Origin of the sequence: Nitrosospira sp. Nsp1, assembly GCF_900100985.1 — a bacterium.
Taxonomy (GTDB): Bacteria; Pseudomonadota; Gammaproteobacteria; order Burkholderiales; family Nitrosomonadaceae; genus Nitrosospira.
In genome coordinates this window covers 36,483-49,355 of sequence record NZ_FMUF01000002.1, presented here as the reverse complement: position 1 = coordinate 49,355, position 12,873 = coordinate 36,483, and the positions used below count along the sequence as shown (strand labels likewise).

The following is a 12,873-nucleotide window of genomic DNA, read 5'->3' as shown; positions in this document are numbered from 1 at the left end:
CAATGCCGATGGCTGTAACGTGGATTCAATCACGCAGCTCAATTGATGCTTCCCGCCAACTGGAATATCGGCATATACATGAGGATGATGATTCCACCGATCACGCCACCGATCACCGCCATCAACAAGGGCTCGATCAGCTTCGTCATCCACTCGACCCAGCGCGCAATTTCTTCATCATGAAAATTACCGATTCGCTCCATCATTTCCCCCATCAAACCGGTTCTTTCCCCGACCCGCAGCATGCGGCTGCCAACGGCCGTCGTCAGTCCTTCCGCCTCCATCGCACTGGAGATCGTTTTTCCCTCGCGGATACTGGCAGCGGCCGCGTGCACTTTTGGCCTGAAATGCGGCTGTAGCAGACCGCTTACCATTTCCAGCGCCTTTGCCACCGGAATACCCCCACGCAACAGCATACCGAGCGTTCTGTAAAACCGGGCAAGTTGATAAACGCGCATGCGTTCTCCAATGGCCGGAATGCGCCATAATTGTTGCGACACCCATATTCTGAACAGCGGCCGCGTCAGGCTGTAGGTGGCAATTCCTAGCGTGACTGTCACCACACCCGCCAATTGCCATCCCTGGTCATGCACGAAATGCCCCCACTGGATCAGAAGTACGGAGAGCCACGGCAAATCGGATCCGAGATCCTCATAAATAGCGCTGAACTTCGGCACCACAAAAACCAGAAGGAACATTGCCACCAGCAGCCCTATCACCAGCAGGAGAACCGGATAGATGGAGGCGCCAATCAGTTTCTTGCGGACCAGATCCACCTGCGCCTGATAAGTCATGAAACGCGTCAAGGCTTCAGGCAGATCGCCAGTGCGCTCGCTTGCGCGCGCACTGGCGACGTAAAGAGGCGGGAACGCCTGCGGATAAAGTTCCAATGCCCGCGAGAAAGTCATGCCCTCATAAAGTCGCTCAAGCAGTTCGCCCATGATTTTACGTACGCCGGCGTCCTGCTCTTTTTCCGACAGCGTCTCGATGCTCTCTACCAGGCTGAGCCCCGCCCCCAACAGGGAGAGCAACTCCTGGCTGAAATGCGCCAGTGGAAAACGTAGTCCGGGTTTCGGTATCCAACCGGTAAACCGCCGGCGTATGTCCAAAACCATGCCGCCCTGCGCCATTACCTGGAGACGGGCATCCTTCTCGCTATCCGCCTCGAGTTTCAGTAATACCATGCCTTGTCCAACAAGTACGGCCTTCACTTCGTAGTGCATCCGAGCCTACCAGTTCGCGATATCGACCGCCTCACCCGTACCGCCGGGTTGACCGTCCTTGCCATAGGAATACAAATCGAACTCCGAGCGTTCGCCCGGATATTTATAGACATATGGTCGCCCCCAGGGATCTGGCGGCACCATCTTCTTGAGGTAAGGCCCCTGCCACTTCAGTTCATTGGTAGGACGCGTCACCAGAGAGATCAGTCCTTGTTCGGTAGCTGGATAGTGACCGGTATCCAGGCGATACTGATCCAGCGCCTTTTCCAGGGAATCAATCTGGGCTTGAGCCGCTTTTATTTCGGACTTGCCCACTTGCGAAAAATACTTGGGCGCCACATAGCCGGCCAGCAATCCTATAATGACCATTACGACCAGCAACTCGAGCAGTGTGAATCCATATGCCGCATGCGTACGCCGCTGGATACGCCAACGCTTCATCTCAGTATCCTCGAATCCATTAGTAGACTTTGCAAAACGATACGAAGTGTAAGCGTCTTACATGACAAATCCATTACAGGGAAATGACGGGATAGCTGAAGCGATTGGACTAGAAACGAAGCGCCGCGGGCGGCGTATTGACGGTGTTTACAAGCCTGATCCTTGATCTCCCGGCACTGTTATGCTCCGCAGAGATTTCAACGCGTTTCCTCATCACAAAAGGATACCGAAGGTCAGATCGTTGCCTCATAACCGAGGTAACTTGGGACCATGGAAAAGATGTAACTTATTTGGCATCGATCTGCTGTTTCAGATCAAATGGGTTCAGTATTTCGTGCAGTGTTCGCAGTTTTGACTTGGCCTCTTCGGTTACACTCTCGCAATCCATGGCGCGCTGATAAGGCATTTCTGGTGTGCGGTCCCGTTTACGATAGCGTGCGTTGCGCTCCTTCTGCTTGAGCTTCAGAGTGAGGCGGAAGGATTTCAGCCGGTCTGGCAGCCGATGGGTAACTATTATGTCGAGATATTCAACAGGGAATTGATCAAGGAGGGATGACTCTAATCGAACAGATAAAAACAATGAACGATGCACCTCATGCTGAATTAATGCACTCTCTGGCGGGTAAGCACCATGTCCTCGCCGGCTTGATTGGGACAGCTCCGGTTCATTACGTCGATTTACCTGTTCACAGGAACATAGGTGACCTGCTGATCATGCTGGGCACGCTCCGTTTCTTCGCGCTCCATGAGTTGAAGATAAGTCTGAAGGCGGCGTATTTTACCTACCGCCCAAGCTGGGCAAGAGCCGGGGATGTGATCGTATTCCAGGGCGGCGGTAATCTTGGCGATCTTTACGCAGGGCCGCAGCAGATGCGCCAACATGTGGTCGAGAAGCTGCCAGGGAACAGGATAATTATCTTCCCACAGACCATTCACTTCCGTTCCCCGGATGCGTATGCGCAATGCTGCAGGATTTTTGCAAAGCACCCCGATCTCCATATTTGTGTCAGGGACCATAAGTCATTTGAACTGGCGGCTCCCATGTCGCGGCATGTTTATCTTCTCCCGGATATGGCGCATCAGTTATGGCCGATACAACAAGCCCGGCATTGCGAGGGCCATCGTCTCGCGCTATTGAGAGCTGATGTCGAGTCCGCAGGGAGCGAGGTTGTCGATTTTGATATGCGTGCTGACTGGCGGGAGTTGGTCAGGCATAAAAATACCTGGATTCGGATGATGCGGGGAGTGCTGGCTGCCTTGCACCGGGTGCACCTCGACTCGGGTATCCTGTCCCTTGAGATGGACTTGTGGATCAAATACGCAACGAAACTGGTTGGCGAGGCGATCGATCTTTTCAGCAGATTCGAGGTGGTTACGACTGACCGGTTGCATGCCCACATCCTGTCTTGTCTGATGGGGATTCCGAATACGGTCTTGAATAACTCTTATGGCAAGAATTATTCTTATGTCGCTGCGTGGACCGGGTCGAGCAGTATCGTGGATTACCGAGCGAAAAGCGTTGAATAAAACCGAAGAATAATCCTCTTCCGGAAGAGGAATGATGGCAAGCTGCCAGGAGAGGGCGGGCTGTCTTATCCAGCTTCACGATGCTTGCGTGCGTCTGCTCAATTCCCCAGGTAATAACCCCTATTATTATGCCCAAGTCAAAACTGCGTGATCGGATAGCGCGTTTTCTCGATATCCCTGTTCATATGCCAGGGGTTATAAAGCACGGCAATGATTTATGCACCAGGATAGACGGTAATTTTCTGCGTATCCGAAGTCAACGCACGAAACTTGTTCTATCCCCGGAGGCACTGGGTACTGCTTTCCTGCTGCCTACTGTCGCGATGGGCAGACGTCTTGTCGGGGAGTCGTGCGACCCGGTATGGCTGGAGAATACGCAACGCATACTCGACCAGGTAAATGCGTGGTGGGATTATGGGGCAGTTCAGCCTGACTTTGCACCCGGTAACCCCGGTCGGCCAAGCCAGGGGGTCGGGTTGGCGTTCAGCTTAGGGGTTGATTCGTTTTACTCCAGCTTTTTTGCCGATCCGGCACCCGATCTTTTAATTCTGGCTTCCGGATTCGATATCCCGCCAGAAAGAAAAGATATCCTTGCACCGATGTGTAATTCCCTAGCCGCAGTAGCCGAGGCAACGGGTAAAGATTGGACAATGATCGAGACTGATCTCAGGAGGCATCGTCTTTTTCGAAGATTATCCTGGGAACACTCCCATGGGAGTGCGGTTGCGTTTTTAGGGCATCTCCTGCAAGAACGCATCGGTTCCTTGCTTATTTCATCGAGCCATGACCAAGATCATCTGGGTCCCTGGGGTTCGCACCCTGATCTCGATCCTTACTGGTCTTCCAGCCGACTTTCGGTCAAAAGCATAGGATATGAGTTTTCTCGATCAGAGAAGATAAAGCGGTTGGTGAATCATGTTATTGCCAAGCCACTTCTGAAGCGCCATCTACGCGTATGCTGGGAACACCCGACATCACTTGGGAACTGCGGTTATTGCCATAAATGCGTCCTGCTGCGCATGACCTTGAGTTGGCATGCCCCTGATTTCAAGCTCGATACTTTGCCGGAAGATATACCGCTGGTTCAAGCTATTGAGGCTTTGCCTCCAATAACGGATGATTTATCGCTTAATTTTCGAAGAGAGCTGGCGGGACATCTTGATCCGCCCGTTGATAGAGCATTGCGTAAGCTGATTCAGCGGTCAGAAGAAATTATTAACCGTGATACAGCAGATGCTTGAAAGCTTTCCGGCATTGCGATCAATCGAGGCAGGCAGGTCTGTACATTGTTGCGATTGTCCCGAGCCACATAGGTTTACAAATCACAGGTTCCCGAAAATTGCTCATCCATATCAGCAAACCTGCTGTCACCCGTGCATTATGACTATAGAAAACGGCAACGAATTCATTTTCAAAAATCATGGGTAGGGTAATTGGGTATGGCTCTGGATTACAAGTGGTTCAAGCTTAAAACATTACTGAAATCAGGAAAGCGTCCATCCAGCGAGGAAATGGAGAAATTCGTTCTTCTTAAGCGCTCCAAAATGGGCTCCACAAAATTTGTAGGGATAACGGGTAGCGGCGGCAAAACCACTACAGCCCGCTTTATTCATCACCTGCTAAGTGAAAAAGACAAGTGCACTTTATCCGCATTCGACAATACCTTTCCCTCAATCATAGGAGGCATGCGAAAGCTTGAAAAAAATATCAAATACGCAGTCTTCGAGATCAGCGGAGACAAGCAGGGGGCGATAGATGCCGCCTGTGGATATATCCAGCCACAGCTTGGAATAGTGACGGTAGTTGCAGGCGATCATATTACAAACTTTCATGGCATCGGGGAGATCGCTCGGGAAAAAAGCTGCCTGGTATCAAATATTCCGCCGGATGGGCGGGTATTTCTGAATGCGGATGATCCCCGGGTTCTTGATATGCGCTCGAGGTCCAGAGCAAAAGTATTTACCTACGGGAGATCAGAAGAGTCGGATTATCGTGCCACAGACCTGATCATTTCAGCTGCCGGACGCTTACAATTCAAATGCCATCATGGAGAAGAATCCGCCCAATTTGATGTGGGGCTATTAGGACTACACTTTATCACGCCAGTGCTGGGAGCTATTGCTTGTGCACACCAACTTGGCATTTCCCTGTCTTCATTGGCCCAGCGCGGTAAAACTTTTACTCAGACAGAAGGACGCTGCTCTCTACACTCCAGTCCGAATGCGCCTGTTTTTATCTGTGATACAACGAAAGCACCATTTGAGACACTAAACCTCGCTTTACAAACGATAAGTCACTTTCCACAGGCGCCAAGAAGAACAATCGTACTTGGAACCGTTTCCGATAAATCCAAGAAAGGGATTTTTACCCACTATAAACCCGCTTATCAACTCGCCCGGGAATTGGCCGATAGAGTAATTTTCTTTGGGGACAAGGCTTCTCACGCAAGACCGGAGGATGGAGATTTGATAGCGGGACGTGCTCAATTTGTGTCAAACATTGTGGAGTTACGTGATCTGATCCGCCAAACCATGATACCCGGGGAAGTAATACTCCTGAAGGGATCAGCATACATCGATCACCTGGAGCGAGTTGCCATAGACTACGATAAAAAAGTTGCTTGCTGGAATAACGACTGCCGCATGAAGACAGAATGTTTCAGGTGTGACCGGATTCTGCTAAATCCCTGAAGCGCCTCCCCTACATGGGCATGTTCACGCCCGTGTCGGCAATATCCTACTCGGGTCATTGGTCTACTTAAGCCCAATTGCTCGCTCAGCAGCAATATCTAAAGTCTAACGGGATATCGTCGTCCCAGCCCACCTTTCGGCGGACGTAAGCCAATTCAGATTTATGTATTAAAGCCGCAATCAACCCTGTCGCCGGCTCTATTCTTGAATGCGAACATTGCTGCCTTATTGCAGAAGTTTGGGGTAGAAAAACAGCAAATATGGAGCAACTTGAATAGAGAACGATTGTTCTCTATAATAAGAACAATCGTTCTCTATTCAGCTCTCGCCATGCAGCAACTCGACATTTCTTCTTATCTTGGCAAGCTTCAGGATTACTACGTCCGGGAAAGAATCATTCCCTCGACAACTCAATTATCTGTGCTATGGAACGGAAAGGCCCGTTCCTGGACACACCGGATCGTCCAGCGTTTAAAAGAAGAGGGTTTTCTGGAAAATGGTCCGGGCGGGAGATTGCGTCCGGGGCCTCGCTTTTTCGAGCGAGCGGTCGGGCATACGGTCCGTGCAGGGCTGCCTCAAGAGGCTCCCGACGTTCAGCCTGAATTATTGCGCATAGACGATTATCTTATCGAAAAACCTTCTCAAACCATCCTGTTTCCCGTCAAGGGCGATTCGATGATCGATCTGGGAATACTCGAAGGCGACATGGTGGTTATTGAACGCAGCAATTCAGCTTCACTTGGCCAGGTCGTATTGGCTATCGTGGATAACGAATTCACCCTCAAGGTTCTGGCCAGGGACAAGGAAGGCTATTACCTGGAAGCGCGTAATGATAGGCGAAGCAAGGAGTACCTGCCTATCCGGCCCGAGCAGAAACTGGAAATCTACGGGTTTTATGTTGGCCTGTTTCGAAAAGCCCCCACTGCCGGCAACCACCACCTCGGTCCCAGCCGTGGTTAATGGAACTGCGCCATGTCGATGCTTGCTTCCTCACCCTCTGCGCCGCTATCGCTTTCGCAAATCGAAGCTCGATTCAAAAACAGGATATGGCGGGGCGATCCATCGGGATCTTCAGCGGATCCGGTTGTTTCCAGTGGTTTCAGTGAACTGGATAAAGCTTTGCCCGGAGGGGGATGGCCTGTTCGCAATCTGACGGAATTGCTGCTACCGGCAGAAGGACTGGGAGAAATCAGATTATTGGGGCGACCGCTTGAACAGATCACCGGAGATGGGAAGAATATTCTATTGGTTGGTCCGCCTTATGTTCCTTATATGCATGCGTGGGAGAACCTGCATATTGATAGTCGGCGTATTGTAATTGCCAGAGTCGACAAACCGGCCGAGCGATTATGGGTACTTGAACAAGGGATCAAAAGCGCCGCTTTCGGCGCTGTTATCGGCTGGCTGCCCGAATCCAGCCTGCAAACGACGCGCAGATTACAGGTCATCGCGCGAACTGTTGCCAGCCTGGTTTTCTTGTTCAGACCGGTGAGCGCGCAATTCGAACCCTCCGCGGCCCCGCTTAGAATATGGCTCAGTCCGGTAGCGCAGCATACGCTTTCTGTGCGCTTGCTGAAACGACGGGGTGCTCCGGCTGTCCTGCCCATTTACATCGTCCTCCCTCAGATAAAGCCCTTCTCCAGTTCCGCTGTATCCGGACCTGCTTTAGCCCATTGTTGAGCCTTGAATCAAAATGTTATGGATCGCCCTGCATTGTCCAACATTATCGCTCGACTGGATTGAACGCCGGTTTCCTGCCGCACTGATCCCCGCAATGGCGGTGACTGTTCGCAAGGGTAATCAGGCTTATATCCAGCAGGCCAATGAGCCGGCGCAACAATGGGGAGTAACGGCTCATCAACCCTTGGCAAGCGCCCTGTCTCTTTTTCCCGACCTGGTGGTATTGGAGCATGACCCAAATGAAGAAATGAAAGCGTTGCAGGAAGCTGCATATGCCGCTTTGCGTTTCACCCCCAATATTGTGCTGCAATGCAGCGGCCTGATCGCGGAGGTTTCCGGAAGCCTGAAGCTGTTTGGCGGCCTGAAAAAATTGTGCCGATTACTCAATCGGGCAGTGACCGCACAAGGCTTGCAACTCTGCGTGGGCGCGGCTCCCACTGCCAAAGGAGCATGGCTTCTCGCACAGTCCACGCCACCGCACACCGTCATCAATGGCGCGGGGGCTAAATTCCACTTATTGCTCGACTTCCTGCCCGTCAGTTTGCTGGAGTCGGCCCAGGCTCATCTTGAAGTCATTCGCGGCATAGGCTGCAAAACACTGGCTGATTTACGGCGATTGCCACGTGGAGGAATGGCGCGTCGATTTGGCACGGATCTTCTGATGGAACTGGATCAGGCTTACGGCGACTCGCCAGACCCTCAAAAATGGTTTGAAGCACCGGAATATTTCCAGCGAAAGATGGAATTAATGGCGCAAGTTGAAAATGCCGGCATGTTGCTGCTTCCCGTACAGCGGATGATCGAGCAAATGTGCGGCTGGCTGGCTTCACGCTATACAGCGGTTTCAGCGTTCTCGCTCATTCTGCACCATGAATATTCTCTCCGGCAGCCACATCGATCCACGCCCATAAACATACGGCTTTCCGAGCAAAGTAATGATCCCGGTCATTTAATGATTCTGCTCCGTGAACGCCTGGAGCGTACAAAACTGATGGTTCCGGTTTGTGGATTGGAGCTGATAGCGGACGAAATAACAACGGGAATGGAGGCCAATCTGGAACTGTTCCCGACCGCGCAATCGGAAGCGACTTCATTGAGCCGGTTTATTGAAAAACTTTCCTCCCGCCTGGGGCCGCAAGCCATCACGAGTCTGGAAATTGTCTCCGACTATCGGCCGGAATGCAGCCAAAGATTCGATGCTTCAGGAATAGGTGGATTTTCATGCCGGGGAACGCATCGGAACAGAATTTCATCGGAATTAATCCGTCCCGCCTGGTTAGTGGAAACACCGCTGGAACTGAAGCTGCAACGCCAGCGGCCGGTTTACGGATCGCTATTGAAATTAGTTTCAGGACCGGAGCGAATCGAGGCAGGCTGGTGGGACGATGGCGCGATCACACGCGACTATTTTATTGCGGAAAATAATCTTGGCCAATTGTTATGGATTTACTGCGAGCACGACCCAGCAAGGGAAAATAAGAAAAAAGACTGGTATTTGCAGGGGCTATTTGGATAAATCGGCTTTGCCTCTATCCCGGGCATTCTGAGTTATTTCTGAACATGTATTCTTTCCCTCCTTCCTACGCTGAACTGCACTGCTGCTCCAGTTTCAGTTTTCTGAAAGGTGCTTCCTTTCCGGAAGAGCTGGTTGAACGCGCGGCAAGACTGGGCTATAGCGCACTGGCCATAACGGATGAGTGTTCCATGGCGGGGGTGGTCCGAGCCCATTCCGAAGCAAAAAAAACCGGCCTACCTCTTCTGATCGGAAGCCAATTTATCCTGGAGGATGGGCTGCGGCTGGTCTGCCTGGCCATGAATCGGGAAGGCTACGGCAATCTATGCGAACTGATAACGCTGGCAAGACAGCGTGACAGGAAAGGGGCTTATCGTATAAGCCGCGCGGATTTTGAAAGCTGTCCTGATGCGCCTCATCTTGCCCAGTTGCGAGATTGTCTGATTTTATTGATTCCTCGTTCTACTCAAACAGAAACCTGTCTGGTAAATGACATGCACTGGGCACTGTCGCTATTTCCTGGCCGCTGCTGGGCTGCTGTCGAGCTATTGCTTCATGCCGGCGAGGATCACCTGCTCGAACGAATACGGCAGGCTGCGGCTATCACAAGGATACCGCTCGTGGCCGCCGGCGATGTCACCATGCATGACGGTTCCCGCAAACCTCTTCACGATACGATGACGGCCATTCGTATCGGCAAGCCGCTTTCCGAATGCGGCTATTCTCTCCAGCCTAATGCGGAACAGCATCTGCGTACAAGATTGCAATTGGCGGAAATCTATTCGCCGCAACTCTTGCAGGAGGCCGTTTCGATCGCGGCGCGTTGTACTTTCTCGCTGGACGAGTTGCGTTATGAATATCCTGATGAACTAGCAGGAACCGGCGAGACGTATGCCGCCTATCTTCGACGCGTAGTCGAGGAGGGCATGGCAAGACGGTTTCCCGAAGGCGCCTCGGTCAAAGTCAGGAAACAGGTCGAATATGAATTGAAGCTGATCGCCGACCTGAACTACGAGCCCTATTTCCTGACGGTATTCGATATCGTAAAGTTCGCCCGGTCGCGCGGCATTCTCTGCCAGGGACGCGGATCGGCGGCCAATTCGGCGGTCTGCTATTGCCTGGGTATTACCGAGATTGATCCGGAACGCAGCAGCCTGCTGTTTGAACGGTTTATTTCGAAAGAACGTAATGAGCCCCCCGATATCGATGTCGATTTCGAGCATCAACGCCGGGAAGAGGTTATTCAACATATCTATCGGAAGTATGGCCAGGATCGTGCGGCGATAGCGGCAACGGTAATCACATACCGTACACGCTCGGCGGTCCAGGACATCGGCAAAGCGCTGGGGCTCGATATCGAACGCATCAAACGGTTATCCGGTTCTTTTGCCTGGTGGGACAAGACCTCGGATATTTCTACGCGGCTCATTGAAAACGGCTTCGATCCCGATAGTCCCGTCATCCGAAAGCTGATTCAATTGATCCCGGCCTTATATGGGTTTCCACGCCATTTATCGCAGCATGTAGGCGGTTTTGTCATTACCCGCGACAGGCTGTGCCGCATTGTCCCGATCGAGAATGCCGCCATGCCGGATCGCCGCATCATCCAATGGGATAAGGACGATCTTGCAGCGGTAGGGCTGATGAAAATCGATGTGCTCGCACTGGGTATGCTATCGGCCATCCGCCGCACGCTCGATCTGGTTTCCATACGGCACGGCAAGCCATTCCAGATGCAGGATATCCCGGCGGAAGATGAAACCACCTTCGACATGATCTGCAAAGCCGACACCATCGGTGTTTTCCAGATCGAATCCCGGGCACAGATGTCCATGCTGCCGCGCTTGAGGCCGCGGAATTTCTACGATCTGGTAATAGAGGTCGGCATCGTTCGTCCGGGGCCGATTCAGGGAGGCATGGTGCATCCCTACTTACGGCGCCGTCAAGGGCTGGAGCCGGTGAGCTATCCAAGCGAGGAAGTCAAAACCGCTTTGGAGCGAACTTACGGCGTCCCGATTTTCCAGGAGCAGGTGATGCAACTGGCAGTGCTGGCCGCTGGCTTTACTCCGGGCGAGGCAGACCAGTTGCGGCGTTCCATGGCCGCCTGGAAAAGAAAAGGGGAGCTCGGTTCTTTCCATCAGAAATTAATCGGAGGAATGACCAGCCGAGGCTACACCCTCGATTTTGCTGAACGGATCTTCCGCCAAATCCAGGGTTTTGGCGAATATGGGTTTCCGGAGTCTCATGCCGCAAGCTTTGCACTGCTGGTTTATGTATCGGCCTGGCTCAAATGCCACGAGCCCGCTGCCTTCCTGTGCGCCATGCTGAACAGCTTGCCCATGGGTTTTTATAGCGCGTCGCAACTAATCCAGGATGCGCAGCGGCATGGCGTTCAAGTCAGGCCGGTGGACGTGACAATCAGTGACTGGGATTGCACGCTTGAAGAACAGATGGATGAACCTTTTCAACTCGCTGTCCGGCTGGGCCTGAATAGGGTAAATGGGATCGGCATTAAAACTGCCCGGCATATCGTTGAGGCAAGAAAAATCTCACCATTTGAAAATACGAGCGATTTGGCAGGTCGCGCGTCCTTGAATACCGCCGAGATGCGCTCCCTCGCCCACTCCGATGCGCTGCACGCGCTGTCGGGTCATCGGCGGCAGGCTTTATGGGCGGTGGCGTCTCACATAAAACAACTGGATCTGATGCGCGATGCCCCCGTGAAGGAAACGCTACCCAATATTACCGCTGCGCGTGAAGGAGAGGAAATTACGGCTGATTACGTCAGCACGGAGCTCACTTTGCGCAGACACCCCCTTGCCTTGTTGCGGCCAAAGTTGACCAGGATGAATTTACATTCGGCATTGGAGCTGGACAATTTCCCAACGGGGCGGCTGGTGCGAACCACCGGCATTGTGACCTGCCGTCAGCGTCCTGGAACGGCAAGCGGCGTGGTCTTTGTTACGCTCGAAGATGAGACCGGGATAACGAACGTCGTGGTATGGAGCCAGCTTGTGCGGAAACAACGCCGTGAAATATTAAACTCAAGGCTTTTAACGGTGTATGGGGTGTGGCAACGCGAAGGCGAAGTTAAACATCTGATTGCCAAGCGGCTGGTAGACCATAGCCATTTGCTGGGCAATCTCATGGTGGAGAGCCGGGACTTTCATTAACCCATGAATCCGGTTCTCTCGAAAGCGCTTCTCCCGACGACTATATTTCAATTGGAATTGGCAAAAGCCGTACACAAGTTGTATGCCTATATGTAGCGGCCCGATAACATAAATCGGGCCGCTACACCTAATAACCCTCCCTCCGCATACGGGAACGGTGCAATCCATTCCTCACCACACCCTATGACAGCTTACCGCACCTTACCGCGTTACTTTCCATTTTTGATTGCCTTGATCATGCCACTGCCAGTATTGTAATTTAGTACCTGGCGCCCATTTTGTGCCTTCCCACGTTAAGCAATGAGACTGATCACGCACGGTAGGAATACCTAAATTACCACCTAGAGGAGCAACCCTCCAAAGGTAACTGTCGTCCCAAATGAACTGGCGCAACTTCGGGTATTTCTCACCAGATAGTGCACTAAGCGCAAATGTGGTGTTATTAATATCAATTAGTAGCGCGACAGCATCTTTTTCAGGGTAGTAAATAAGCCGCCATTGCTGATGTGGGTTTGAGATATTTGGTACTTGGGCATAGCAGTACATATCTGGGCCAGCCTCAATCGCAAGACTCTCGCTGGTGATTATTACCTTAGGTACTGGAGACATAAGTTATTCACTCCTCT

At 52.1% G+C, this 12,873-nt stretch carries 10 protein-coding genes; 7 read left to right on the top strand and 3 right to left on the bottom strand.

Annotation, left to right across the window (positions count from 1 at the left end; genetic code table 11):
* Positions 1–38: 38 nt before the first annotated feature.
* The gene (locus BLP78_RS01385) at positions 39–1,223 is read right to left on the bottom strand and encodes a type II secretion system F family protein (RefSeq protein WP_090455706.1); all 1,185 of its coding nucleotides are present in this window, start codon (positions 1,221–1,223) and stop codon (positions 39–41) included.
* A 6-nt stretch (positions 1,224–1,229) separates the two neighbouring features.
* Positions 1,230–1,664, bottom strand: coding sequence for a type II secretion system major pseudopilin GspG (gene gspG, locus BLP78_RS01380; protein WP_090455704.1), 435 nt, complete (start codon positions 1,662–1,664; stop codon positions 1,230–1,232).
* 552 nt (positions 1,665–2,216) lie between these two features.
* Between gspG and BLP78_RS01375 the strand changes: the two genes are divergently transcribed.
* From BLP78_RS01375 to BLP78_RS01345, 7 genes are all read left to right on the top strand, one after another.
* Complete coding sequence (locus BLP78_RS01375) at positions 2,217–3,191, top strand: polysaccharide pyruvyl transferase family protein (protein ID WP_090455702.1); 975 nt, start codon at positions 2,217–2,219, stop codon at positions 3,189–3,191.
* Positions 3,192–3,319: 128 nt separating this feature from the next.
* A complete protein-coding gene (locus BLP78_RS01370) occupies positions 3,320–4,432 on the top strand; it encodes a hypothetical protein (RefSeq protein ID WP_143002862.1) in 1,113 nt (370 codons plus the stop codon).
* A gap of 198 nt (positions 4,433–4,630) precedes the next feature.
* Positions 4,631–5,881, top strand: a complete 1,251-nt coding sequence (locus tag BLP78_RS01365) for a Mur ligase family protein (protein ID WP_090455698.1) — start codon at positions 4,631–4,633, stop codon at positions 5,879–5,881.
* 330 nt (positions 5,882–6,211) lie between these two features.
* Positions 6,212–6,841: a LexA family protein gene (locus tag BLP78_RS01360; RefSeq protein WP_090455696.1), complete on the top strand. Its 630-nt coding sequence runs from the start codon at positions 6,212–6,214 to the stop codon at positions 6,839–6,841.
* A 12-nt stretch (positions 6,842–6,853) separates the two neighbouring features.
* Entirely contained in the window at positions 6,854–7,561 is a 708-nt protein-coding gene (gene imuA / locus BLP78_RS01355; RefSeq protein ID WP_090455694.1) for a translesion DNA synthesis-associated protein ImuA, read from the top strand.
* A 13-nt stretch (positions 7,562–7,574) separates the two neighbouring features.
* Complete coding sequence (locus BLP78_RS01350) at positions 7,575–9,077, top strand: Y-family DNA polymerase (RefSeq protein WP_090455692.1); 1,503 nt, start codon at positions 7,575–7,577, stop codon at positions 9,075–9,077.
* Between the two features lie 44 nt (positions 9,078–9,121).
* Positions 9,122–12,247 (top strand): error-prone DNA polymerase, encoded by a 3,126-nt coding sequence (locus tag BLP78_RS01345; protein ID WP_090455690.1) that lies wholly within the window; start codon positions 9,122–9,124, stop codon positions 12,245–12,247.
* A gap of 201 nt (positions 12,248–12,448) precedes the next feature.
* Here the strand turns inward: BLP78_RS01345 and BLP78_RS01340 are convergent, their stop codons facing one another.
* Complete coding sequence (locus BLP78_RS01340) at positions 12,449–12,856, bottom strand: hypothetical protein (RefSeq protein WP_090455686.1); 408 nt, start codon at positions 12,854–12,856, stop codon at positions 12,449–12,451.
* Positions 12,857–12,873: the final 17 nt, after the last annotated feature.

What these genes read in the sequence shown, in the direction of transcription:
- BLP78_RS01385 (WP_090455706.1), bottom strand. Translation starts at nt 1,223, where the DNA reads ATGCACTACGAAGTGAAGGCCGTACTTGTTGGACAAGGCATGGTATTA.
- gspG (WP_090455704.1), bottom strand. Translation starts at nt 1,664, where the DNA reads ATGAAGCGTTGGCGTATCCAGCGGCGTACGCATGCGGCATATGGATTC.
- BLP78_RS01375 (WP_090455702.1), top strand. Translation starts at nt 2,217, where the DNA reads ATGACTCTAATCGAACAGATAAAAACAATGAACGATGCACCTCATGCT.
- BLP78_RS01370 (WP_143002862.1), top strand. Translation starts at nt 3,320, where the DNA reads ATGCCCAAGTCAAAACTGCGTGATCGGATAGCGCGTTTTCTCGATATC.
- BLP78_RS01365 (WP_090455698.1), top strand. Translation starts at nt 4,631, where the DNA reads ATGGCTCTGGATTACAAGTGGTTCAAGCTTAAAACATTACTGAAATCA.
- BLP78_RS01360 (WP_090455696.1), top strand. Translation starts at nt 6,212, where the DNA reads ATGCAGCAACTCGACATTTCTTCTTATCTTGGCAAGCTTCAGGATTAC.
- imuA (WP_090455694.1), top strand. Translation starts at nt 6,854, where the DNA reads ATGTCGATGCTTGCTTCCTCACCCTCTGCGCCGCTATCGCTTTCGCAA.
- BLP78_RS01350 (WP_090455692.1), top strand. Translation starts at nt 7,575, where the DNA reads ATGTTATGGATCGCCCTGCATTGTCCAACATTATCGCTCGACTGGATT.
- BLP78_RS01345 (WP_090455690.1), top strand. Translation starts at nt 9,122, where the DNA reads ATGTATTCTTTCCCTCCTTCCTACGCTGAACTGCACTGCTGCTCCAGT.
- BLP78_RS01340 (WP_090455686.1), bottom strand. Translation starts at nt 12,856, where the DNA reads ATGTCTCCAGTACCTAAGGTAATAATCACCAGCGAGAGTCTTGCGATT.